Raw genomic sequence first — 24,633 nt, 5'->3', positions numbered from 1 at the left:
AATACTGGCTTAACTTTTTAAAGGACATTCATGAATAATCTAAACTTGTTGCACGATAGCGCGGATGAGTACGGCCCGATACGCATATATGATGATGGTAAATTTCGGATTTTATCGTTTGCTGACGGTGATGAGCAGAGTCGTATCCAATTGTCTGCACCTCATATATTACAGCACGAATACACACAAGCCATGACGATTCCATTGTTGTTTATTGAACCAAAACGCATTGGTATTTTAGGGCTAGGTGGTGGCACTCTGCTGAATGCGCTATACCACGCAATTCCTGGTATTCAAATAACAGCGGTTGAGCTCAGACAAGAAGTTATTGATACTGCAGAAATGTATTTTAGACTGCCTAAAGGAAAACGAGTGCAGATTAAAAATGCAGATGCACAGCTATTTATTCAGGATGGCTTTGATAAAAAAGTCGATATTTTAATGACCGACCTTTACAACACAGATGGCATGGAAATAGGCATTTTAGAAACTAGTTTTCTTGAAAATTGTGCTAAAAACATTAAAGAGAATGGCTGGTTGGTACTAAACTGCTGGAGAAACTACAAAGATAACCCTGAGCTAATCGCGCAACTGAAACGCATTTTCGTGGATGTGAGAGCGCTTGATACGGGCAGTGGTAATTGGGTTGTTCTAGCAGGAAAGCAAAAAAATGACATGAACGCTAAGGAGCTGAAAGCAGCGGGACAAAAACTGTCAACTCAACTTGGGTTTCAAGTATCTCGATGGTTATCTAAAATGTACGACGCTTAACAATCACCAATCCGCTCATTCAAAAAAGCTTACTCAATGAGTAAGCTTTTCATGAAATAGAACCGATATTTTTTAAAGCGAATACTAGACAGAAAGTACGCTATCCACCAAGGCTTTCGCCTCAACCTCTAACTCAGTTAAATGCTCTTCTGAGATAAAGCTCTCGAGGTAAATTTTGTAGATATTTTCTGTGCCCGATGGACGCGCAGCAAACCAGCCGTTTTGTGTCGATACTTTCAATCCACCAATCGGAGCATTATTGCCGGGCGCATGAGTTAAAACACTCAGAATTTCTTCTCCAGCAAGCTCAGTCTGCTTCACATCTTTGACATCTAACGCGCCAAGAATTGCTTTTTGCTCAATCGTAGCAATAACATCAATACGCTTATAATGAGGTGTACCGTACTTTTCAGTTAGCGCATTATAATGTTCTTGTGGATCTTTGCCTGTTACAGCCAATATTTCCGCAGCTAACAAGGCCATGATGAAACCATCTTTGTCTGTTGTCCAAACACGACCATCTTTACGCAAAAAAGAAGCGCCTGCACTTTCTTCACCGCCAAACGCCATTTCACCGCTATATAAACCTTCTACATACCATTTAAAGCCCACAGGAACTTCACACAATACGCGACCTAAACCAAGGACAACTCTGTCCACCATGCTGCTAGAAACCAGCGTTTTCCCTAACTGTGCCGTTTGTGGCCAAAGAGGACGGTGAGACGCCAAATACTCAATAGCAACGGCAAGATAAGAATTTGGATTCATCAGGCCAAACCCAGCACAGACAATGCCGTGACGATCATAATCAGGGTCATTACCTACCGCAATATCAAAGTTATCTTTCAGTTTAACTAGGTTACTCATAGCATAAGGCGAAGAACAGTCCATTCGAATTCGACCATCTTTGTCCAAAGGCATAAAGCGGAAAGTAGGATCCACATCTTTATTTACTAAGGTAATATCAAGGCCGTATTTTTTCGCCATTGGCTCCCAGAAATAAATGCCTGAGCCACCCATAGGGTCAACTCCGATTTTAATTCCTGCCTTGGCAATCGCTTTCATATCAACGACATTTTCAAGATCATTGATGTAATGATTGAGATAATCGAATTTCTCAATCAAACCACTGGCTTCAGCCTCTTCTTCTGTCTGATAAAGAACATCAACTAAACCCTCAAACAATATTTCATTGGCTCTTTTAGCAACCCAATTTGTAATGTTTGTATCTGCAGGCCCACCTTTTAGAGAATTATATTTAATACCACCATCTTCTGGCGGATTATGGGAAGGAGTAATAACAATGCCATCACTAATGTCTGAGGAATCAGCTTTATCATTGTGCGTTAGTATGGCATGAGAAATAACTGGAGTAGGCGTGAAACCACCCCCATCTTGCACTCGAACTCTTACACCATTGGCGGTTAATACACATAGCGCCGTTTGAAAAGCGGCTTCAGATAATGCATGGGTATCTTTACCTAAGTACAATGGGCCAAAAATCTTTTGCCCTTTCCTATACTCGGCAATCGCTTGGCAAATAGCCAAAATATGATGTTCGTTAAAGCTAACTTTAAACGCGCTACCGCGATGGCCAGAAGTGCCAAAACTTACTCTCTGCGCAACAATATCAACGCTAGGCTTTTTTAAAAAATACGCGGTCATTAATTCAGGGATATTAACTAGGGAATCGTGAGACGCAAGCTGGCCCGCTTGAGGATGAATAGCCATAAAAAAAGCCTTATTTAACAATTGTAAAGGAGGATGAATAGTCTCGCTTATATTTAACATGGTTTCAACGGGTTAACGAGCTATCCTAGCTATAATACCCCGCTGACGCCGTAAACACTCGATGTCAGCAATAAATATCCATGATTAAGCGTTCTTCTTGATAAAATTAATAGACTTCAATGTCTACCATTAAAATGATGTTTTCAGTTATTTGTAAAGACAATGTCTTACAGGGTTTCGTAGTATCTATATCAAGATATCTTGGTGATAAAACGGTTGATTCACCAGCAAAGAGTTGATAAAAATATGGCCGCCACGACCAATTATACCCTTTGAATCTATCTCCTTTTATCCATACCCCAGTCGTTTTAGAATAATCATAATTGGCGGTGAATTGCTCCCCCGTTGGATGCGCAGCATAAAACCGTATGATGCCATCAAGATGAGAAAGTGTCGTTGATACAAATTCGATATCGAGTTGGTCCATTATTTTATGCTGGTTAGAGATCAATTCAACAGTACGATAAAGATCTTGATACTGCTTTCGAGTCTTACAAAATTGTTCTTTTTGCTGTTCGAAAAAACGGGCTCTGAGTACGGCGACCTGATGACTAAAAGCCTCTCTATCAACAAATTCTTCCGTTGCTGGGGAAAACAAAAAACCTTGCATATGATGCGCACCACAGCGCAAAGCAAAGTAAAATTCCTCTTCAGTTTCTACTCCTTCGCAGACGATAACTGCACCGCTTTTTGTGCATAATGTCGCCAAAGATTCGACCACATATTCTGCTACACCGCCTTGAGCGCCCTGCTGAAATAACCTCATGTCTAATTTGATAATATCTGGTTCTAAAGCAATAACTCGATCGAACTGCGAAAACCCAGCGCCAAAATCATCAATGGCAATGCGTATGCCCGCTTTACGATATTTGGCAACAGCCTGAGAAATACAAGACAAATCACCATTCATCTCGACCAGCTCAACCACTACTCGACGTGGATCTACGCCATATTTAAGGAGCAAATCTAGCGTAGGAAGTGACTTAGAAGAAGACACACTTAACCATTGAGGAGAAATATTAAGCGTCATTCGAGTGTGCTCTGGCAACTGATGAACCTTTTGTATCGCTTGCTCTCGTACACTACGATCTAAACGTTTTTTATCCTCAATGCTAATGCGACTATCGGTAAACAAATAGCCTGCAGACACAGCCGTACCATCTGACCTTACAAAACGAGCTAATGCTTCATAGCCCGTCACTTTTCCACTAGACACTTCTACTATAGGTTGAAAAAAGGGCTTAAGATCGCCATGCCCTTCCGTCAACAAATCAGGATGATTTAATATCCCTTCTGGCACTTTCTTCCCCTAATTAATTTTCTACTGACTAAGCGACAGTTACTTTAAATGTGCCGACCAAAGTAGATAAGTCTGCTGAGCGGTTCTTCACCTGACTTGAGCTTATTTGTAATGACTGCATGCAACGACTCATTTGTTCAGCGCTTGCTGCAACAGAATGAACGTGGTCACCATGCTGCTGACTGCTAAGCGATATATTTTCTATAATTCTAAACATGTTATCGGCAACGCTAGACAATACTTCACTGTCATTAGTCGCCGCTTCATTTTTCACTAAACTCTGGTTAACCTCTTGAACCCCAGATTCCATAAATTCAACTGCGTTATTGGTGTCCTCCTGTATCCGATCAACCACTCGACCTATATCCGCTGCCGCGGCAGCCGTTCTTCCCGCTAACGCTCGGACTTCATCGGCAACAACCGAAAAACCTCGACCATGCTCGCCTGCACGAGCCGCCTCAATGGCCGCATTCAATGCCAATAAATTCGTTTGGCTGGTAATATCCGTAATTTCTTTGACAAAATGGTCCACATTGGAAGCGTTCTTACTTAACGACATAACAGAAGCCGCAGACGTCTGCACGACATCCCGGATGGTTTCTGTACTTTGCCTTACCAACTGATATTGTTTATGTGCGTTAATGACCGCCTCTTGCATTTTGGTTTTCATTTCTTGCGCTGTTTGTGAAGCAACAGTGACATCTTGGCTTTGTTTTTTAACAAGAACAAGGGACTCCTGAGCCGCTTCACGAACCTGTGAAGAGGCAAAATATACCTCATCGTTGAATAGCTGCATTTCATCTGCCAAAACATTTACTTCTTTTGCAGAAAGAATCACTTCTCCAACAATACCATCTAAATTATCAACAAAACTATTAACCCAACGCCCCATTTCGCCCACTTCATTCGTGGGAAGGAGATTAAGATCCATACGCTGCTTAAGATTACCTTCCCCTTCTGATAGCTCTTTAATCACCTTTGTCATCTCTGATAAATGTTTGGCGGTTCTCATTGGACCCAAATGATTAAACACAACCGTGGCAAGGATGACGCCAACAATCATCAAACCGTAAAATATGACGCTGTTATTACTAATATACCGCGCAAGTAAATATTCAAATAACGCTAACGATAAAATGCTCGATAGGTACAGAAAAACACTGGTATATTGAATGGATCGAGGGCGATAGACCTCTTCTAAATCCGCTTCACACATCATTCCCCAAGTGTCATCAGAGCCCGGCATTATGAACGTAACACCTTTACCAATGACGGGGATATGTCGATAATCTGAGTATCCTGGATAGGCTACAAATAGGTTATTCCCATTACGAATCGTTTCCCTTACTCCAGGGTGAAGCTCATCTGTAGCGGGATTAGTAAATTTCAACTCTAGCTCAGTGTGATTATTTACTCTAACCACTCCAAAAGGGGTTCCGACACCCTGTTTTAAATTCTCACCTAGAAAGAAAGTATTATCTTCAAATCGAGAACGCGAAAGCGCCACGCCTTTTTGAATTGATGGGTCGAAAACTGAGGAAACCATAAATAAGTAATTATCTCCCGACTCGTGGTATATATGCCCAGCTTCGCGCTGAATAAGATCACCGATCACATCGTTGGGAACTCGAACACAGAGACAACCGTCAAAAACTCCCTGCTTGGAGTACAGTGGAAGATAAAACATCAAGGTAACTGCATCATGAAAAGAAGAGCTTGTTGCTCCTAAGTGTAAGGTTACTTCATCACTATATGGGCCATGCAAAAAACGCCCTTGCTTACTTCTTTCGAATGCCATTTTCTGACTATGATTCAAACCCACCCGCTCAACCTGAGTAGAAGAGATGATCACAGCATCCTTATCACAGACAAAAACCTCCGATACATCAGGTAGTCCTTGTTTTAATAACGGTAGAAAACGCCCAATTTCATTTTGTAAGTCAGTCTTCTGTTGAGAAACCTGACTCATTCTAGACCAAACAGTATTGGCCCAAGTGGTTAATATATGCACACGCGTTGCAGCAATGCCTTCGAATGTGTTTTCAATATCGGATTGCGATTTATGATTAAGTAAACAGCTCCATCGCATCCTTAGCTTACCTGTTGCTCCAAATACAGGTAGCCAGTGTTTCTCGGCTCGGCTTAAATTCATTTTATCGCTTTCCAACACACTCATAATCTACTGCTCATATTATTACTATAAGAAATATTTACATCGCAACCTATGTGCCAATAAAGCAACACAGATCTATTTATAAGTAATAATCGTAGGTATTCTTACTAGAACACTATAGATACATAGATGTTGAAACTGCTTACCCTGCACTAACTAGAGAATAAGATTGCAGTGCATAAGATTAATAGCGAATACATCTAATTACTGTTATTTAAAAAACCAATGAATTTATCCCTTCTATCGCCCCATAGCTCCATGCCGATATCTGGTAGAAGAAAACAACCAAGAATCGACGCACAAAATAAGAGCGACAATAAAACAATCGCACCAAAAAGGAGCGATAAAGTTTTTTTATATCAATAATTAAACAGGTAAATAATTAATTTAATGGCATATTTTTATTAATTTAGCCCATAATTGTAAGCCAATAATTGCAGAACAGGATGCCTCATACATGACAGATCACAGTGCTTTAATTTTATCCGGTGGCGGTGCGCGTGCAGCCTACCAAGTCGGCGTCCTTTCAGCTCTGGGTAAAATGGTCACTAAAGGAAGCAAACTACCCTTTCCTATTCTTTGCGGAACATCCGCCGGCGCATTGAATGCAACCATGCTTGCCACTAATGCTGACAATTTCACCAAGGCGGTTTCCAAGCTTGCATTTGTCTGGCGCCACCTCACCCCAGACCAAGTCTATAATGTTGGACGTTGGCCTATTACCGCTTCCGTAACCAAAACACTTATTTCTTTATTCCAGGATAATAATGATGCCATTGCATTAATGGATAACTCGCCCTTAAAAAATCTACTGGAAAACTTCCTTGAATTTCCTAATATTCACACTGCGTTAAATGAGGGGAATTTAACCGCGCTTGCCATTACCGCAATGAATTACAGTACTGGTGAATCGACGACTTTCTTTCAAGCACAAGAAGGGATAAAACCATGGCAAGGAACCAGAAGAAAAGGAACTATAGACACACTCACTGTTGATCATTTATTGGCCTCAAGCGCTATCCCTACTATTTTCCCTGCGCATAAAGTTCAAGATCATTACTATGGTGACGGGGCAATTCGACAAAAATCAGCCATCTACCCAGCACTTCAACTTGGTGCGAAAAAGTTATTTATTATTGGTGTCAGCGGAAACAGAAGCCCAAAGAAATGGTTAACCCCAGAAAGAAACAAACCATCTGACGCACCAGGCATGGCTCAGATTTTAGGTCAGTTACTTAATAGCGCTTTCATCGACAACCTAGAAGATGACATCCGCCAATTAGAAGTAATGAATAGACTTATTAACGATATACCAGAAGAAAAAAGGCAACATCATTCACTGCCAACCGAAACGCTCATAATCTCGCCTTCTGAAGAACTCAATGATATAGCAGAGCACTATATTTATACCCTACCGAAAAACATTCGCAATTTATTAAAAGCCAATGGTGACTCAATATCAGAAACGGCAAGCTCAGCAGCCAGTTACTTGTTATTTACACCAGAATATTGTCGAGCGCTAATCGAGCTAGGTTACAAAGATGCAATGTGGGAAAAAGACCGTATTCACGATTTCTTAGCAAACGATAACGCATAGAAAAACAGCATAAAAATGCTTATGCCATTTTTTTGACAAAAAAAAGCCGTTCGCTAAAACGAACGGCTTTTTTACAGATCAGATTTAACTAATCACGAGTCAGTGTTCTTAATTACAAAGTAAGACGACGAAGGTCGCTTAATGCTGCATTTAAGTAAGTCATGAATCGACCCGCATCACCACCATTAACTGCTCTGTGGTCATATGACAGACACAAAGGCAACATAGTGCGAGGCTCGAATTCTTTACCATTCCAACGAGGCTCAACGTCCGCTTTGGAAACACCAAGAATACCAACTTCTGGGCAATTTACGATTGGTGTGAAACCTGTACCACCGATCGCACCAAGACTCGATATAGTGAAACAACCGCCTTGCATATCAGCAGGTTTTAGCTGTTTAGCCAATGCCTTTTTGATAAGTGCGTTTGCTTCTGTTGCAATCTCAACGATAGACTTCTTATCAACATCACGTAATACAGGAACAACAAGACCCGCTGGGGAATCTACTGCAATACCAATATGAACGTATTGTTTTTGCACATAGCTTTCGCCATCTGCCATTAAAGAAACATTGAAACTTGGATTAGCAACCATTGCCTGAGCAACGGCTTTAATCAAGAATGGAAGAGGTGTTAATTTAACACCTTGTTTTTCCATCTCACCTTTCAAGCCTTTACGGAAAGACTCAAGATCAGTGATATCCGCTTTATCGAATTGTGTAACCTGAGGAACAACCAAAGCATTACGCACCATATTTTGGGCCGTAAGTTTTTGGATCTTAGTCATTTTAACAACGTCGATAGCACCAAACTTGCTAAAGTCTTGGTCTGGAACGGTTGGTAGGCCTGCGCCAGCGACTGCAGAAGTTGCAGGTGCAGACGCGGCTTTTTGAACCGCCGCTTTGACATAAGCATGTAGATCTTCTTTCGTAATACGACTGCGAGGTCCAGTAGCACGAACAAGAGACAAGTCCACACCCAATTCGCGAGCCAACATACGCACTGCAGGACCAGCGTGCACATTCTTAGAAGGCGTTGCTAGAACGGCTGCTTGATCAACACTTGCTACCACTGGTGCAGCTTTAGGAGCTTCAGTTTGCGCTGTTGCTGCTTCTTGCTTAGGTGCCGCTGTTTTAGGCGCTGGGGCAGAAGTCGCTTCAAATTCTAACTCAAGAATTGAATCTCCTTCAGACACCTTATCACCTTCTTTTACGGCAATGGATTTAACAACACCTGTTTTAGGTGACGGAATTTCCATCGATGCTTTATCTGTCTCTAGTACGATTATAGAATCGCCTTCGTTGACAGAATCACCTACAGCAACCGCTACTTCGATGATCTCAACACCTTCTGCACCACCAATATCAGGTACATTAACGATTTCAACACCACCAGCAATGGTTTGTGGAACAGCTACTGGCTCAGCGACTTTCGCTGCTTCAGCCGGTGCTGCTGGGGCTGGTGTTTGAGCACCCGTCGTTGCAGCACTTGATTCAGTTGTCATAAGAAGTACTTCTGAACCTTCAGACACTGTATCACCAACACTGATCAGAATTTTTCCTACTTTACCACTGAACGGAGAAGGAATATCCATAGAAGCTTTATCTGTTTCAAGAACGATTAAAGAATCACCCTCTTCAACCATATCGCCTTCAGCAACGCAGATTTCTATCACTTCAACGTCAGTAGAACCACCAATATCTGGTATAGATACTTTCTCTTCGCTGCTGGATGTTGCTGCAGCTGCTTGAGGTGCTGGCTCTACGTTAGAAGTCGTCTCAGCGACAACCGCTTCTGTAGCTGGCTCTTCTTTTACTGGAGCTGCTGTCGCACCTTCCACTTCAAGAACCATAACCTCAGAACCTTCTGAAACTTGTGAACCTTCCTCAACGGAAATGCTAACAACTTTACCTGCTATTGGAGATGGAACGTCCATAGACGCTTTATCTGTCTCCAGCACAAGAATAGATTGATCGACTTCTATAATGTCGCCAACCTTTACACTGATCTCGATAACATCAACATCAGTTGCACCACCAATATCCGGTACTCGAATGATTTCAGTACTCACGGAAATCTCCTTTGTCATATAGACGCATCAAACTGAATAACTAATCAGGTTTGAACCAAGTTCAAACCTGATACCTAGCTTGTTTATAATTAGCAAGTAACTGGATTTGGCTTCTCTGGATCGATGCCAAATTTAGCAATTGCTTCACTAACTACAGATGCATCAATTACACCGTCTTTCACTAATGCCGTCAAAGCAGATACTACAATCCAGTAACGGTTAATCTCGAAGAAATGGCGCAATTGAGCACGCGTATCACTTCGGCCGAAACCATCAGTACCTAGCACATTAAATGTGCCTTTGATGAAAGGGCGAATTTGATCAGCAAACAATTTAATATGGTCTGTTGATGCAATCACTGGACCTTTGTCTGTTAAGCAAGATTCTACATACGACTCACGAGGCTTACTTTCAGGGTGCAACATATTCCAACGACTTGCATCTAAGCCTTCACGGCGCAATTCATTGAAAGAAGTAACACTCCATACGTCAGAGTTTACACCGTAGTCATTAAAGAGAATTTCTGCAGCCGCTTCAACTTCACGAAGAATCACACCAGAACCAAGTAATTGAACTTGTTTCTTATTGGCTTTTTTCTCATGAGTTTTAAGCTTATACATACCCTTAATGATGCCGTCTTCAACACCTTCTGGCATGTCTTCATGTGCATAGTTTTCATTCATTACTGTTAGGTAATAGAAAACACTTTCTTTCTCTTTGTACATGCGGCGCAAGCCATCTTGAACAATAACAGCGACTTCGTATGAGTAAGTTGGGTCATAAGAAACACAGTTTGGAATCAAGCCAGCTTGAATATGGGAATGCCCATCTTCGTGCTGCAAGCCTTCACCATTCAGCGTCGTACGACCAGCAGTCGCACCAATCAAGAAACCACGAGCTTGTGAATCACCTGCTGCCCAAGCCAAGTCACCAACACGTTGGAAACCAAACATTGAATAGTAAATGTACACAGGAATCATTGGTAGATTACTGTTGCTGTATGATGTTGCTAACGCTAACCATGCAGAGAATGCACCTGGCTCGTTAATACCCTCTTGAAGAATCTGGCCTTCAGCAGATTCTTTGTAGAACATTACTTGAGAATGATCTTGAGGCGTATAACGTTGACCTTCAGAAGAGTAAATACCCAACTGACGGAACATGCCTTCCATACCAAAGGTGCGAGCTTCATCGGCAACAATTGGCACGACACGCTTGCCAATTTCTTTGTCTTTAACCATCACATTCAAAGCGCGAACAAATGCCATAGTCGTAGAAATCTCACGACCTTTTGTACCGGCAACTTGAGCTTTAAAAGCGTCTAATGAAGGAACTTCTAACGCTTCACAATCACGACGACGAACAGGGAAATCCCCATGCAACTCTTTACGACGAGCGCGCAAGTATTTCATCTCAGGACTGTCTTCCGCTGGACGGTAGTAAGGCAGATCCTTCAATTCTTCATCGGTAATCGGAATACCAAACTTATCTCGGAATTGAGCCAAAGACTCTTCATCCAATTTTTTAGTTTGGTGCGCTGTATTCTGAGCTTCGGCTGCTTTAAACATGCCGTAGCCTTTAACTGTCTGCGCTAGAACGACAGTCGGCTGACCTTTATGAGACGTTGCTTCAGCGTACGCTGCATAAACTTTATAAGGGTCATGTCCACCGCGGTTAAGATTCATGATGTCGTCATCAGATAAATCTTTCACCATTTCTAACAATTCTGGGTATTTACCGAAGAAATGTTCGCGTGTGTACGCACCGCCATTGGCTTTGTAATTCTGTAGTTCACCATCGCAAACTTCATTCATACGCTTAATTAATAAGCCTTTGTCGTCTTTTTCAAATAGAGCATCCCAATGACGACCCCATAAGCATTTGACAACGTTCCAGCCAGCGCCACGGAAGACACCTTCTAGCTCTTGAACAATTTTGCCATTACCGCGTACAGGGCCATCAAGGCGCTGTAAGTTACAGTTAATAACAAAAATAAGGTTATCTAAGTTTTCACGCCCTGCCAGTGCGATAGCTCCTAGAGATTCAGGTTCGTCACACTCACCATCACCCAAGAAAGCCCATACTTTGCGGTCGCCTTGATCAATCAAACCACGGTTATGCTGATATTTCATAACGTGCGCTTGATAGATCGCTTGCAATGGCCCTAGACCCATAGAAACGGTCGGGAACTGCCAATAATCAGGCATTAACCAAGGATGAGGATAAGAAGGTAACCCTTTACCATCAACTTCACGACGGAAGTTATCAAGTTGCTCATCTGTCAACCGGCCTTCAATATAAGATCGGGCATAAATGCCTGGAGAAATATGACCTTGGAAGAAAACCATGTCTGCTTCTTGATCACTGTCTGAACCACGGAAAAAGTGGTTAAAGCCAATGTCATACAGCGTTGCTGCAGAAGAGAAACTAGTGATGTGGCCACCAAGTGTTGAATCTTGGCGGTTTGCTTTCATAACCATTGCCAGTGCATTCCAACGGATTATGGAACGAATACGACGCTCCATAAATAAATCTCCCGGTAACGGCTTCTCATTTTGAGGAGAAATCGTATTACGGTAAGACGTTGTAATGGAGGCTGGCATTGGTGCGCCTGCTTTCGCAGCCTCTTTTGTCAAACGATCCAAAATGTATCGTGCGCGATCTGGTCCTTCTTCTCGAAAGACAGACTCGATAGCATCAACCCATTCTTTTGTTTCGATCGGATCGATATCTTCGAGGATATGCTGCTCCGTCATAGTGATAATAACCCCCGCTATTAAAACAGTTCTCAAACCTACCAAGGACTTTAATTGTTTACCTTGGAGGTGACTTAAACGAACCAGAGGAATCTATAGTCAGAACACTATAAAAACCAGCCGACACAAGAAAAAACGATACCTAACCATTTGTTTAGCGGTATCGTTTTTTCTGTCTAATAAACGGCGTTGTTATTATTTTAGAGTTTGCCATCAATTCGACCACCAAATTGTTTTGGTAGGTTCGTTTCCATATGGGCTTATATCTAATTAAGCCCTTAATTAGCTAAATATGAAAATAACATCCCGTTTTGCAGGATGTTCATAGAAAGCTGAAAAATTGTTAACCACGTTGTTTGTTACTGCTAAAATAGACATGTTGCAAACATTTTCCCTATCGCGATTTACTAATTTTTACAGTAAATCGGTGGTTTATACATCCCTTATAGGTATTCAAATCAAACGTAAGGTTAACACCTAATAACAGAATCGCCTAGACTCCTATCTCAAGAATGAATCACTTTCATACAAGAAAAAAGCGACGAACGCTCACTTGTAGTATGTTTTTTAACCTCCCAATATAGCCAACCCCTTTAGAATACTGGAGGTGCACAGGATCATTCACAAAAGACATCCCAACCATAACTTTAGTGAATTTATATGGAAAAGGTACAATACTTAGTCAACTTCTAGGTTTTCATGGATATTTAAAAAGCCTACATTTCAGCAAAACCCATAAATTTGTCTAATATTTAAACACCAGTGCATGAAAAACCTTCCTTTGAGTGACAATGGCTTATGATATTTACAAAATTGTGATTTCCATCATTAAGTTAAGAGCGAAAAATGCATAAGTCTGCGTATCACAGACTGACGACACCCAATATTATCGCTACAATGGATCTTTTCTCGAAATCATAAATAGGAAGTAATATGACACTGTTGAATGAAAATTCAATCAATCACATGACATCAAACGTCACTTTTGCTTTAAAAGAAGATGTTGGTTCTGGCGATATAACGGCCCAACTTATCCCTGATGACCATGAGATCACCGCTTCCGTTATTTCAAGAGAATCTGCTGTTTTATGCGGCCAAGATTGGGTTAATGAGGTTTTTAGACAATTAGGCCATAACGTCACATTAGAATGGCTTGCTAAAGATGGGGACCTGCTAGAGCCAAACAAACCTTTTTTAACCTTAAAAGGACATGCTCGCACTATTCTTACCGGTGAGCGAACTGCGTTAAATTTCATTCAAACGTTGTCTTACACCGCCACTATTTCTAGAAAATACACAGAAGACGTTTCGGCAACGAATTTAACCATTTTAGACACTAGAAAAACGTTACCCGGTTTACGAAGCGCCCAAAAATACGCGGTGACAGTGGGTGGAGCTCAAAATCACCGCTTTGGTCTTTATGATGCTTTTCTGATTAAAGAAAACCACATAATGGCGGCAGGTTCGATTACTAATGCCGTCGAAATGGCAAAAAAGATTGCACCCGGAAAAACCATAGAAGTTGAAACCGAAAATCTTGAAGAGGTTGCCTTAGCTGTTGAAGCCGGTGCGGATATCATCATGCTAGATAATTTTACTTATGATGATATGGCGACCGCTGTCACTCGATTTAAAGGTAAAGTAAAATTTGAAGCCTCTGGTAATATGGACCAAGAAAAGCTTCACCTTGTTGCAAAAACAGGGGTGGACTATGTGTCTATTGGTGCTTTAACAAAACATGTTCAGGCAATAGATCTTTCACTAAGAGTCCATAAATAAGGAAGCATAATGAGCGAAAGTATATTAGTCATTAATTGCGGTAGCTCTTCTCTAAAATTTGCGGTTTTGTCCGATGAAGGACAATCAATACTACTAGAAGGTATTGCGGACCGACTTGGAGTAGGCAACAGTACGGTAACGTTTAAAAAAGATGGTAATAAAGAGTCAATTCATTTAGCAGACGGTAGTCATAAAAGTGCGGTGGCCGAAATAAAAAAATGGCTTAGCCAAAGACCCGCTATTTTGGATAGCTTGACCGGCATTGGTCATCGGGTTGTCCATGGTGGAGAAACATTTAGCAAATCTGTGTTAATTGATCAAAGTGTTATTGACGGCATTGCAGAATGCGCTAATTTTGCCCCTCTCCATAGCCCAGCTCACATTATTGGGATGAATGCCGCTATTGAGCTTTTTCCTGGCATTCCTCAGGTCGCTGTATTTGATACTGCATTCCACCAGACTCTCAGCCAAGAACAGTACCTTTACCCTATTCCAATGGAACTGTATCGACAGCATCACTTTCGTAAATATGGTTTTCACGGAACAAGCTATCGTTACATCAGCCGTCGGCTTGCAGAACTTCATCCTAAAAGCTTAGAGCAAGGCGTTCTTGTTGCTCATTTAGGCAATGGCGCTAGCACTTGCTCCATTCATAAAGGCAAATCTTCTGATACCAGTATGGGAATCACACCACTTGAAGGGCTTATGATGGGCACTCGATGTGGTAGCCTTGATCCAAGTTTGCTCACCTTTATTGCTCAAGCACAAGATATTTCTTCAGAAGAAGCATTGGATATTTTAAACAAAAAAAGCGGCTTATTAGGCATATCCGAATTGTCTAATGATTGCCGTACTCTTGAAGAAGCAATGGCCCTGGGCAATAAACAAGCCAAATTAGCTCTAGATATGTTTGCCATAAGAACGGCGAAATACCTAGTAAGTACTGCCACTACGCTTAATAGTATTGATCACTTGGTATTCACTGGCGGAATAGGTGAAAATTCCTCTTACATCCGTGCAGCCATATGCCAACAGCTGAAAGCATTTAATATCCACATTGATAGTGACAAGAACTCACTGCGCGGCGCGACGATGAGTATTGAATCTAAAAAGAGTCAAACAAAGGTCTGGATCATTCCAACCAACGAAGAACTCATGATTGCTTTGGATACAATTAATCTGATTCGACAATAGTGTTTAGCAATCTTTATCAAATATATTGTTCAAGTAGGAACTTTTAATTATGTCAACCAATGTGCTAATGACAGTACCGACAGGTCCCGGTGTTGGTTTAACATCTGTCTCTGTTGGACTTGTTCGGGCCTTAGAACAACAAGGTCTTAAAGCAAGCTTTTTCAAGCCAATTGCCCAACCTCATCCTGGCGATACTGGCCCAGATAAATCCACAGCAATGGTTGCTCAAGGCTCAATATTAACACCTGCCGAGCCCATTCCTTTGCATGAGGCTGAGCGTTATCTGTATAACGACAATATTGAAGAACTGATGGAAGAGATTGTCGGCCGCTTTCAAGCCAGCGTAGAACCGGATTCGACCGTCATCGTTGAAGGGCTTGCTCTTATTCCTGGCCACCCCTACGCAACACGCCTCAACAAGGCCATCGCTCGAACCTTAGATGCTGGACTTGTTCTTGTTACTGCACCTAATAATATGAGAGTCAATGAGCTCGAGCATCATGTTGAAATCGCTGCTGGCTCATATGGCGGAATTAAAGCACACGATGTTATTGGCTGTATTTTAAATAAAACGATGCCGGGCTCCTTGGGCGCTAAATCCTACGGCGACTTATTTGCTCAGCGTAGTATTTTTAAGCGTAATTTTAGTTTGCTAGGACAAATACCTGTTTCAGAAGAGCTAACGTACCCTCGCGTCAAAGATGTCGCCGATTTTCTTCAAGCAAAAGTAGTCAATGCTGGGGAAATGGACACACGTCGAGTCCAGTCGTACACCTTATGTGCTCGTGGCGTTGAAAACATGCTAGAGGCATTACGCCCGGGAGTCTTAGTATTCACTCCTGGCGATCGTACTGACATTATTATGGCAACCGCTATTGCCGCGCTTAATGACACCAAAATAGCCGCGTTGGTTTTAACTGGCGGCTACCAACCAAGTGAAGCGCTAATGGTCCTTTGTGGCAAGGCAATGGCAAAAGGATTGCCCGTGCTTTCTGTCAATACTAATAGCTGGGAAACCGTTATTACTATGCAATCATTCAATCAAGAAATACCACTTGATGACAAAGAGCGCATACTTACAGTAAAAGAGCATATTGCTCGTTGTATTGATCATGATTGGGTTAACTCTTTTGCCTTAAATCAAGAAGAAAGAAAGCTTTCGCCTCCAGCGTTTCGCTATCGCTTAATTGAACAGGCTAGATCCCTCAACAAACGAATCATTCTGCCTGAAGGTGAAGAAATCCGAACGATTCAAGCGGCTTCGATTTGCGCAGAGCGAGGCATTGCCCGTTGTACTTTATTAGGTAAAGAAGCTGAAATCCTGCGCATCGCACAAAACAATGGCATTGAATTAAGCCATGGCGTTGAAATCCTTGACCCTGATAGTATTCGTGAACGCTATGTGGCACCCATGGTGGAATTACGAAAACACCGCGGCCTGACTGATATTATTGCCAGAGAGCAACTCGAAGACAATGTTGTTCTTGGCACTATGATGCTACAGACTAATGACGTTGATGGACTTGTTTCTGGTGCCATTCATACTACAGCGAACACCATTCGACCTGCGCTGCAGTTGATCAAAACATCTGAAAATGCCTCATTAGTTTCCTCTGTTTTCTTTATGTGCCTACCAGATCAAGTACTTGTCTACGGAGATTGCGCAATCAACCCCGACCCTACCGCTGAACAGCTGGCCGAAATTGCCATTCAAAGTGCTGACTCAGCTATTGCTTTTGGCATCGCACCAAAAGTCGCTATGATCAGTTACAGCACTGGGGGTTCTGGCACCGGAAACGACGTTGATAAAGTACGAGAAGCGACCGCTATTGCTCAGCGTCGTCGCCCTGACCTACTCATCGATGGCCCATTGCAATATGACGCTGCCATTATGGAAAAAGTCGCGAAACAGAAAGCACCAGACAGTAAGGTGGCAGGAAAGGCGACGGTATTTATATTCCCAGATCTAAACACCGGTAACACCACCTACAAGGCGGTTCAGCGAAGTGCCGATGTTGTTAGTATTGGCCCTATGCTTCAAGGCATTCGTAAACCAGTAAATGATCTATCCCGTGGCGCTTTAGTCGATGACATTGTTTACACCATTGCCATCACGGCAATTCAGGCAGGACAGTCACTACTAGGACACAAATAGTAGCCATTGCGATTTACGACCTGTTAATTACACGTTGAATAATGTAATTAACAGGTCTCTTTCGTACTCAATAACCTGTTAAATTAAGACATTTAGCTCTTCACCGAACAATCAAAAAATCGTCCTATATTTTTCTTCACGCCCTCCGTGACAATTAGAAAAGCATTAACCGCACCCCACTTTCAATGTTTGATTGAATAATCTGAACTTAATTAAATTCATAATAATAAACATAATCGTGGTTTTTCCTCAAAAATGGTCTAGTGTTTTAATAATGCTTAGCAGGACGCTAACGCTACCAATACATTCTTCAAGGAGTGAAGATATGAATCGCTTACGCGCCAACCAAAATGGCTTTACGTTATTGGAATTGATGGTCGTTATTGCCATCATTTCAATTCTTGCCGCTATCACCGCCCCCACATTCACTAGACAAATAACCAAAGCTAAATTAGTTGAAGCTCAGAATCTAGCCACTCAAAGTCAATCTTTCATTGAGGAATATATTCTACTCAACGGAGAGTTTCCGTCGGAATCCAACTTCAACGAAATAGTACCTACTGTACTAAGCAACTCTATCGTTAAAAGCATTAAAGTAAGCGACCAAGACAAGGAAACTGGAAGCGTCACTATCACCTTAAATGACGATACAGGGATCTCTGAAGGGAATTATCTCAAATACTCACGAAATGAAGAGAGAAATTGGCTGTGTGAGTCAGATTTATCCAGCAACGTTTTGCCTCGACAATGCACTACTGTTGAGGAGGAAGAGTGATGACTTTAGAAGAAATCCTATCCAACTCAATCAATGCGGATGCTACTGACATCCACATTGAACAAAAACCGTCATCAATACATGTTTGCACACGCCAATATGGCATTATCACTTCGCTCGTCACATTGGACCCAGAAAACACATTAATTAACAGAATAAAAATGCGTTCTAACTTAGACCTTTCTGAGACTAGACGAACACAAGAAGGGCAATTTTCTTTCTCTTACCAAGACAAGGTCACGTTCATACGTGTCAGCATCATCGCCACCATAAAAGGTGAAAAGGTTGCACTTCGCCTACTACCCGAAAAGAACCGATTTACTTTAGACAGTCTCGGCTTACCACCTTTGCTGCAACAACAGTTAACAGACCAACTAGAAAAACCAAGTGGCTTAATTCTAGTATGCGGTGCAACAGGCGCAGGGAAAAGTACAACACTTTACTCATGCTTAGAGCACATAAATGATGAAAAGCGCACTATTTTTACGATTGAAGACCCAGTGGAGCACGAAGTTAATGGGCTTTACCAAAGTGAACCAAAGCCTGAGATTGGCCTTAACGCCATAACCATCCTTAAATCTTTGTTAAGGCAAGACCCCGACATTATTATGATTGGTGAAATACGAGATGCAGAAACGGCAAACCTTGCTATTAATGCGTCTTTAACTGGCCACCTAGTTTTAGCCACCTTACACACTAACTCCACACTCGATGCTATTCATCGATGCAGCAGCTGGCAGGTTGATTTTTTCTCGTTAGTAAGCTCTCTTAAACTCATCATCCACCAATCCATGGAGTACCGATCAAACAGTCAAAACGCACTATTCAGTGGACTTCAACCACTATGGGACGAGCATTTACCTAAGGACTATGAAGCTCTCATTTCCACCCCTTCACTTTGGAAGGCGTATACACATAGTTCAATAGGAGCAAAAAATGCCTTGGTTTAGCGTCAAATGTAATACTGGGACCCATTATCATTATGCGAACTCAGAAAGCGAGCTGTTACTCCATTATGTTGAGTTAGGTCTATGGGAGCTAGAATGCACGGTTTATAAGCCAAAACTCTTTAACTACAAAACGCTGCTAGTCTTTTTTTGTGAAATCCAAAGCTCACTTAACAACGGCTTTCAACTAAACGAAGCAATTAACAGCCTTTCTAAGTCTTCAACTAACTCAGCACTTGCAAAGAACTGTCTTGTCATGACATACGAACTGAATGCTGGGAAGCCATTTAATAAGGTATTGAGTCGTTTATCGGATAAACGCTGCCAACCTTACTGCCAACTTTTGGTAACAGACGGCTCAAGAGAGGATTGTGAAAAGAGTATTGAGACCTCAATAAAACAATTACAGGAACTGTTAAGTTGGTCATCTAAGCTATTAAAAGGCATGACATACCCTTTCTTTATTATTCAAGTCGCATTAGTCATTAATCTATTACATGTTTTTTTTACTGAAAACAGTCTCAGCCAATCTCTTATTTTAAATCTTGTGATTTACTTAATTACAACGTTAATACAAATAATTATCGTAATAAATTTCACTAATGGGAACGCAAGCAATTGGTTTGAAAAAATAAATTCAAGCTTTCGACTAACCAAACTTCTCGCTCTATTAAATGCTAGCCGTAAAACAGGCAAGCCTCTGCAGCAAGCTTTAATATCAATGCCTCTTCATTTTAGCCATTCAGGTTTAAAAACAGATATTATTTCAGCTTACTATTCACTTCAGTTAGGAAAAAGCTATCAGGCAAGCTTTCCGAGCTATTGGTTTCCAAAAGAATCTGCCCTTGCCCTGCATGCCGCCACAAAAAATGGTGATATAGATAGAGCTCTCACTCTAGCAGCACAAGAACATGAGCAACAATGTCATCGAGTTATTTATTGGTTTGAAAAAATCATTCCAGCCTGCTGCCTTTTTATTGCAGCGGGCTTTGTTGTCACGTCTCTTTTAACCATCTACAAACCTTTGCTTAAATTATCATGATAGAGACAACGATATTTAACCTACTCCTTTACGCCAGCACTTTGCTTTGTCTTGGTAGCTTTGCGGCTCTCTTTTCTATTCGCTGGCCAAGAACCAATCAATACCTTGCAGAAAAAGAAGCTCATGAAATACTCTCTCAGAAGTTCACAAGAGCATGTCCAAAATCTATTTCGTTCGGACGCTCCCAATGCATGCACTGTTTACATAGCTTATCTTGGAAAGACACTATCCCGTTAATAAGCTTTATCCTACTAAGAGGTCAATGTCGCTATTGTTCACACTCAATTTCACCCCGCTATTGGGCAATTGAAGCTTTATTTTTAATCGTCTGCCTCCCCTTATTTTTCCTGTGTAGCAGCACTTACCAGCTCCTACTTACTACACTCATTATCAGCTCTTTACTCATGGCCGCCATTATTGATTACGAACACCAACTGATTCCTAATGAATGCTGTGGCCTTGCCATTGCCGCTGCCTTTTTTCTCAATATCGGAACGGTCAATCTTGATTCGTCGGTACTAGGTGCCATATTTGGGTATGGGATGATTTATCTGCTACGAGAACTCTATCTTCATTTTAGAAACACGGAAGGCATTGGCCTAGGAGATGCTAAATTACTGGCTGTTTTGGGCGCTTGGCTCTATGTAGATCATTTATTCACTACTTTGCTCTATGCAAGTCTATTAGGGATCTTATACACTGCTGTCTGTCACAAAAAAGAAAGACAAAACATTCCTTTTGGACCTTTTTTAACCCTGTCTGGAATTGCACACTTTTACTATATTCAATTATGAAAAAAAACAATGCTTCACCTATTGTAGGACTTGCCGGTGGTATAGGTTCTGGAAAAAGTACCGTAACGAAATTATTTAATGCGCTAGGCATCCAAAGTGTCGATGCGGATGACGTTGCCCGAGAGGTTGTTCTTCCAGGCTCTAAATGTTTAAGCAAAATAATTGATCGATTTGGCGCTAATATATTACTGAGTGACGGTCAGTTGGATCGCAGAGCGCTTAGAGAGATTGTTTTTAAGGACAAAAACGAACGACTTTGGCTTGAATCGATAACGCATCCAGAAATACGCCAGTTAATTTCAACTCAATTAGAAAAAGCAACCTCTTCGTATGTACTGCTCGTCCATCCATTGCTATTTGAAACCAAACAAGATCAAATTTGCCAATTAACTGTCGGCATTGATGTACCTACAAGCCTTCAAATTGAAAGGATCATTACTCGAGACAATATGGATAACGCGCTCGCAGAAAGTATTATTTCCACTCAGCTTAGCAACGCTGAACGTCTCAGCCTTACTGACATGACACTCAAAAACGATAGCAATTTAGTTGATTTAAATGATAAAGTTATGGAGCTGCATAAGCGTATTTTAGATAGATTAGAGAAAAGAGAATAAGAAAATGACGTTGATTGCCTGCCCTACCTGCCAGAAAAAAACACCTTGGTCTAAAGAAAATATAGACCGTCCATTCTGCAGCGCTAAATGTAAGTTGATCGATTTAGGCGAATGGGCCAGTGAAAGCTATGCTATACCACAGCAAACCTCAGAAGAAGATGACGTTTTTTCAGAAGATTTAGTAGTGGATCCAAATAAATCGTTTCTTTAACATAACTAATAAGATACGGAACATCTATCATGCGAAAATCTGATTTTTCTAGCCAAAAAGCCTTACTAATTGAAGATATGGCTGAAGCAAGAATAATGCAAAAAAAGATGTTAAGCGATTTTGGTTTCGAAACTATTGAAATAGCGATGAAAGCCGAAACTGCAATCGATTTATTAAAAACACAATCTTTTGATGTAATCCTATCTGATTATAACCTTGGTAATGGCAAGGACGGCCAGCAATTACTTGAAGAAGTCAGATACTCAAAACTTATTCCTAATACCACAACGTACTTAATGGTCACTGCCGAAACATCCATTGAGATGGTGATGGGCGCCATTGAATTTCAACCTGATGGCTATATTACAAAACCTTTTTCTCAGGCGGTACTCCAACGCCGATTATCAAAATTGCTTGAAACGAAACACAAGCTGATTGATGTCAACCAAGCTTTAGACCAAAAAAACTTACCAAAAGCCATTGCAGAAGCTTATAAGGTGATGGAAAAATACCCTTCACTTGAGGGTAAGTGTCAGAGAGTGATTGGTGAATGCTATTTAGAAATGAAAGAGTATCAACAAGCAAAATCTCTCTTTTCAAGTATTTTAGTAAATCGAAAAATGCCTTGGGCTTTATTTGGTGAAGCACGAGCTTGTTTCTATTTAAATCAATTAGAACAATCAGAAAATAAATTTCGTCAACTTATGCTCGACAATCGTTTTTTTGTCAGTGCCTACGATTGGTTAGCGAAAATTAAGATCGCACAAAAAGATAACAAAGCAGCACAAGTTATTTTAGTGGATGCACTGGAACGCTCACCGAAAAATTTATTACGCCAAATGGAATTGGGGAGACTAAGCCTCATAATTGAAGACTACCCTACCGCTGAATTTGCTTTTAGAAGAGCGGTGTCTTTAGCGAAACATTCTTGCTATAACACACCAGAAGTGTATCTAAATCACTTGTTAACGTTTGCAAAATTGTCAGAGAAAACACCTATTTCATCACGGCAGAAAGAGACATTTCAAATAACATTGAAAAAGGTACATCAATTATTTTTTGATGATCCTTCTGTCAGAGCCAAATCTTATTCATATGAGATCAGTGTTTTCCTCAATAGTAACGAAATAAACAGTGCAAAGAACACCTTTCAATTATGGACGCAGGATGTTGAAGCTGGTATTGCTGTCGCGCCCACTGATAAGCAAAGCTCCCAATACACATTGGCTTTCGAGGTATAAAATGAAAAAAATGGACATCAGTACAATTCTTGCCAGTGCAATACATGAAAGCAAAAACCAAGTTGGTACCCTACTATATCAACTACAGGGGCTTAAAGAGTCTTTGCCAGCGAATAATGCTAATGAAAAAAGAATTATCGTCATTGAAGAATCCCTTAAAAAGCTGAATGATGAATGGGTCGAATACCTGTATCTCTATAAATTAGCGTCTAATGGCTATGAACTGCATGTTGATAAATTCCTACTTGACGAATTTTTAGACGATCAAGTATTTGCTTTATTAGCCTCTGCTAACGCTAAGAACCTTGAATTAAGCTATCACTGCGATTCAGAGCTCACAGGTTTTTTTGATGAGCGTTTAATGACTGCCGTCGTCGGTACCGCTGTCTATAATGCACTTCGTTTTGCGCGATCCGAAATACAAATTAACGCATCTCTAGAAGATGACTTTTTAGTGATCAGCATTGAAGATGATGGCCAAGGATTCACAGCCAAACAGGAAGACGAGGAATTCCTTGAGTCTAATACAGGGCTTGGACTTTATTTTGCTAAACTCTCCGCAAGCGCTCATGTCAGTAATGATAAAGAAGGTTTTTTAAGAAAAGAGAAGTCAACTGGTTTAGGTGGTGCAAAACTGGCGATTTATTTGCCTCAGTAGCCTCTGTTCAAGAAGTGAAGGATGCCATAAAGGAGCTTCACTTCTATCACTCAGGTGCAACCTCTTAAACCACCCACCTCCTAATAAAGAATTATTGCCTAATCAGCCCCATAGTTAATTTTTTATTATGAATTCACTATTATTTGATGGATTTCAAATAGGTTACCAATAACTGACCGGCATCTTTAATATGCTGATTAAGCAAACACATCGCTGATTTTTTGTCGTTTAGCTCGATAAAGCGCAATAGCTCAACATGCTCATTTTGGCTATGCTGTTTATAGCCCATAGGTCCATACTGAAACCCCAAATAACGGGCATATTGCTGATTTAATGATTGGACTGTTTTATATAAAACGGGTCTATCGGCTGGAAAATATAACTCTTTGTGAAAATCCCAGTTCAACTCTCCTTTTTCTAATAAAGTTAATTGCGTATTATCCAATTTTTCAATCAGCTGGGCCGCACACTCAATATTCACCTTATTAATTTTATCAAACGCATAATCAAATAACCTAGGCTCAAGGTCCAATCGCATCAAGAAAATATCTTCTGCTTCCTGCCAATTCAAATCAGGAATTATATGCCCAGCTTTTCCATGAGGAACAAGCCAACCATCCGCTTTTAACCGCAAAAGTGCATCACGAATAGGAATGCGACTGACACCATAACGATCAGACAGCTCCGTTTGTCTTAGCGGTCGCCCGACAGGTAATCGGTTATTTAAAATATCATCTTTTATTTTTTGATAAAGCAGCATA

Annotated in this window: 19 protein-coding genes; 13 read left to right on the top strand and 6 right to left on the bottom strand. The window is 41.1% G+C overall.

Annotated elements, in window-relative coordinates:
* The first annotated feature begins 30 nt into the window (after positions 1 to 30).
* Positions 31 to 771: a spermidine synthase gene (locus tag V6259_RS08050; protein ID WP_341584123.1), complete on the top strand. Its 741-nt coding sequence runs from the start codon at positions 31 to 33 to the stop codon at positions 769 to 771.
* A gap of 84 nt (positions 772 to 855) precedes the next feature.
* Here V6259_RS08050 and pgm read toward each other — a convergent pair whose 3' ends face one another.
* The 3 genes from pgm to V6259_RS08035 all read right to left on the bottom strand — a co-directional run bounded on the left by pgm (position 856) and on the right by V6259_RS08035 (position 6,038).
* Positions 856 to 2,502, bottom strand: a complete 1,647-nt coding sequence (pgm, locus tag V6259_RS08045) for a phosphoglucomutase (alpha-D-glucose-1,6-bisphosphate-dependent) (RefSeq protein ID WP_341584122.1) — start codon at positions 2,500 to 2,502, stop codon at positions 856 to 858.
* A 166-nt stretch (positions 2,503 to 2,668) separates the two neighbouring features.
* A complete protein-coding gene (locus V6259_RS08040; protein WP_341584121.1) occupies positions 2,669 to 3,862 on the bottom strand; it encodes an EAL domain-containing protein in 1,194 nt (397 codons plus the stop codon).
* Positions 3,863 to 3,890: 28 nt separating this feature from the next.
* Entirely contained in the window at positions 3,891 to 6,038 is a 2,148-nt protein-coding gene (locus V6259_RS08035; RefSeq protein WP_341584120.1) for a methyl-accepting chemotaxis protein, read from the bottom strand.
* A 454-nt stretch (positions 6,039 to 6,492) separates the two neighbouring features.
* On the opposite strand from V6259_RS08035, the gene V6259_RS08030 reads away from it, so the two are divergent.
* On the top strand, positions 6,493 to 7,632 hold the full coding sequence (locus V6259_RS08030) for a patatin-like phospholipase family protein (protein ID WP_341584119.1): 1,140 nt from the start codon (positions 6,493 to 6,495) through the stop codon (positions 7,630 to 7,632).
* 112 nt (positions 7,633 to 7,744) lie between these two features.
* Here the strand turns inward: V6259_RS08030 and aceF are convergent, their stop codons facing one another.
* Both aceF and aceE read right to left on the bottom strand, forming a co-directional pair.
* The gene (gene aceF / locus V6259_RS08025; protein ID WP_341584118.1) at positions 7,745 to 9,703 is read right to left on the bottom strand and encodes a dihydrolipoyllysine-residue acetyltransferase; all 1,959 of its coding nucleotides are present in this window, start codon (positions 9,701 to 9,703) and stop codon (positions 7,745 to 7,747) included.
* An 89-nt stretch (positions 9,704 to 9,792) separates the two neighbouring features.
* Positions 9,793 to 12,459, bottom strand: a complete 2,667-nt coding sequence (aceE, locus tag V6259_RS08020) for a pyruvate dehydrogenase (acetyl-transferring), homodimeric type (protein WP_341584117.1) — start codon at positions 12,457 to 12,459, stop codon at positions 9,793 to 9,795.
* 933 nt (positions 12,460 to 13,392) lie between these two features.
* On the opposite strand from aceE, the gene nadC reads away from it, so the two are divergent.
* From nadC to V6259_RS07965, 11 genes are all read left to right on the top strand, one after another.
* Positions 13,393 to 14,238: a carboxylating nicotinate-nucleotide diphosphorylase gene (nadC, locus tag V6259_RS08015; protein ID WP_341584116.1), complete on the top strand. Its 846-nt coding sequence runs from the start codon at positions 13,393 to 13,395 to the stop codon at positions 14,236 to 14,238.
* A 9-nt stretch (positions 14,239 to 14,247) separates the two neighbouring features.
* Positions 14,248 to 15,432 (top strand): acetate/propionate family kinase, encoded by a 1,185-nt coding sequence (locus V6259_RS08010; protein ID WP_341584115.1) that lies wholly within the window; start codon positions 14,248 to 14,250, stop codon positions 15,430 to 15,432.
* A gap of 49 nt (positions 15,433 to 15,481) precedes the next feature.
* Positions 15,482 to 17,587 carry a phosphate acetyltransferase gene (gene pta / locus V6259_RS08005; protein WP_133012491.1) on the top strand — a complete coding sequence of 702 codons (2,106 nt, stop codon included), beginning with the start codon at positions 15,482 to 15,484 and terminating at the stop codon, positions 17,585 to 17,587.
* 325 nt (positions 17,588 to 17,912) lie between these two features.
* Entirely contained in the window at positions 17,913 to 18,362 is a 450-nt protein-coding gene (locus V6259_RS08000) for a pilin (protein ID WP_133012492.1), read from the top strand.
* A complete protein-coding gene (locus V6259_RS07995) occupies positions 18,362 to 19,312 on the top strand; it encodes a GspE/PulE family protein (RefSeq protein ID WP_341584243.1) in 951 nt (316 codons plus the stop codon). The genes V6259_RS08000 and V6259_RS07995 overlap by 1 nt, the downstream gene beginning before the upstream one ends.
* Positions 19,299 to 20,351: a type II secretion system F family protein gene (locus V6259_RS07990; RefSeq protein ID WP_341584114.1), complete on the top strand. Its 1,053-nt coding sequence runs from the start codon at positions 19,299 to 19,301 to the stop codon at positions 20,349 to 20,351. Before V6259_RS07995 ends, V6259_RS07990 begins: the two co-directional genes overlap by 14 nt.
* Positions 20,348 to 21,145 (top strand): prepilin peptidase, encoded by a 798-nt coding sequence (locus tag V6259_RS07985; RefSeq protein WP_341584113.1) that lies wholly within the window; start codon positions 20,348 to 20,350, stop codon positions 21,143 to 21,145. The genes V6259_RS07990 and V6259_RS07985 overlap by 4 nt, the downstream gene beginning before the upstream one ends.
* Positions 21,142 to 21,762: a dephospho-CoA kinase gene (coaE, locus tag V6259_RS07980; protein WP_341584112.1), complete on the top strand. Its 621-nt coding sequence runs from the start codon at positions 21,142 to 21,144 to the stop codon at positions 21,760 to 21,762. The genes V6259_RS07985 and coaE overlap by 4 nt, the downstream gene beginning before the upstream one ends.
* Positions 21,763 to 21,766: 4 nt before the next feature.
* The gene (locus V6259_RS07975) at positions 21,767 to 21,973 is read left to right on the top strand and encodes a DNA gyrase inhibitor YacG (protein WP_133012496.1); all 207 of its coding nucleotides are present in this window, start codon (positions 21,767 to 21,769) and stop codon (positions 21,971 to 21,973) included.
* Between the two features lie 29 nt (positions 21,974 to 22,002).
* Entirely contained in the window at positions 22,003 to 23,214 is a 1,212-nt protein-coding gene (locus V6259_RS07970; protein ID WP_133012497.1) for a response regulator, read from the top strand.
* A 1-nt stretch (position 23,215) separates the two neighbouring features.
* On the top strand, positions 23,216 to 23,872 hold the full coding sequence (locus V6259_RS07965) for a sensor histidine kinase (RefSeq protein ID WP_341584111.1): 657 nt from the start codon (positions 23,216 to 23,218) through the stop codon (positions 23,870 to 23,872).
* Positions 23,873 to 24,011: 139 nt separating this feature from the next.
* On the opposite strand, the gene V6259_RS07960 is transcribed toward V6259_RS07965, so the two are convergent.
* Positions 24,012 to 24,632, bottom strand: coding sequence for a GntR family transcriptional regulator (locus tag V6259_RS07960; RefSeq protein WP_341584110.1), 621 nt, complete (start codon positions 24,630 to 24,632; stop codon positions 24,012 to 24,014).
* Position 24,633 lies beyond the last annotated feature (1 nt).

This window comes from Marinomonas sp. TI.3.20, from assembly GCF_038155025.1.
In the GTDB taxonomy this organism is placed as follows: domain Bacteria; phylum Pseudomonadota; class Gammaproteobacteria; order Pseudomonadales; family Marinomonadaceae; genus Marinomonas; species Marinomonas flavescens.
This window is presented reverse-complemented; position numbering and strand designations above follow the sequence as displayed.

Coding starts and splice junctions, on each gene's coding strand:
- V6259_RS07985 (WP_341584113.1), top strand. CDS start 20,348: ATGATAGAGACAACGATATTTAACCTACTCCTTTACGCCAGCACTTTG.
- V6259_RS07960 (WP_341584110.1), bottom strand. CDS start 24,632: ATGCTGCTTTATCAAAAAATAAAAGATGATATTTTAAATAACCGATTA.
- V6259_RS08035 (WP_341584120.1), bottom strand. CDS start 6,038: ATGAGTGTGTTGGAAAGCGATAAAATGAATTTAAGCCGAGCCGAGAAA.
- V6259_RS08000 (WP_133012492.1), top strand. CDS start 17,913: ATGAATCGCTTACGCGCCAACCAAAATGGCTTTACGTTATTGGAATTG.
- V6259_RS07990 (WP_341584114.1), top strand. CDS start 19,299: ATGCCTTGGTTTAGCGTCAAATGTAATACTGGGACCCATTATCATTAT.
- V6259_RS08050 (WP_341584123.1), top strand. CDS start 31: ATGAATAATCTAAACTTGTTGCACGATAGCGCGGATGAGTACGGCCCG.
- V6259_RS08030 (WP_341584119.1), top strand. CDS start 6,493: ATGACAGATCACAGTGCTTTAATTTTATCCGGTGGCGGTGCGCGTGCA.
- coaE (WP_341584112.1), top strand. CDS start 21,142: ATGAAAAAAAACAATGCTTCACCTATTGTAGGACTTGCCGGTGGTATA.
- V6259_RS07965 (WP_341584111.1), top strand. CDS start 23,216: ATGAAAAAAATGGACATCAGTACAATTCTTGCCAGTGCAATACATGAA.
- pgm (WP_341584122.1), bottom strand. CDS start 2,502: ATGGCTATTCATCCTCAAGCGGGCCAGCTTGCGTCTCACGATTCCCTA.
- pta (WP_133012491.1), top strand. CDS start 15,482: ATGTCAACCAATGTGCTAATGACAGTACCGACAGGTCCCGGTGTTGGT.
- aceE (WP_341584117.1), bottom strand. CDS start 12,459: ATGACGGAGCAGCATATCCTCGAAGATATCGATCCGATCGAAACAAAA.
- V6259_RS07995 (WP_341584243.1), top strand. CDS start 18,362: ATGACTTTAGAAGAAATCCTATCCAACTCAATCAATGCGGATGCTACT.
- nadC (WP_341584116.1), top strand. CDS start 13,393: ATGACACTGTTGAATGAAAATTCAATCAATCACATGACATCAAACGTC.
- V6259_RS08010 (WP_341584115.1), top strand. CDS start 14,248: ATGAGCGAAAGTATATTAGTCATTAATTGCGGTAGCTCTTCTCTAAAA.
- V6259_RS07970 (WP_133012497.1), top strand. CDS start 22,003: ATGCGAAAATCTGATTTTTCTAGCCAAAAAGCCTTACTAATTGAAGAT.
- V6259_RS07975 (WP_133012496.1), top strand. CDS start 21,767: ATGACGTTGATTGCCTGCCCTACCTGCCAGAAAAAAACACCTTGGTCT.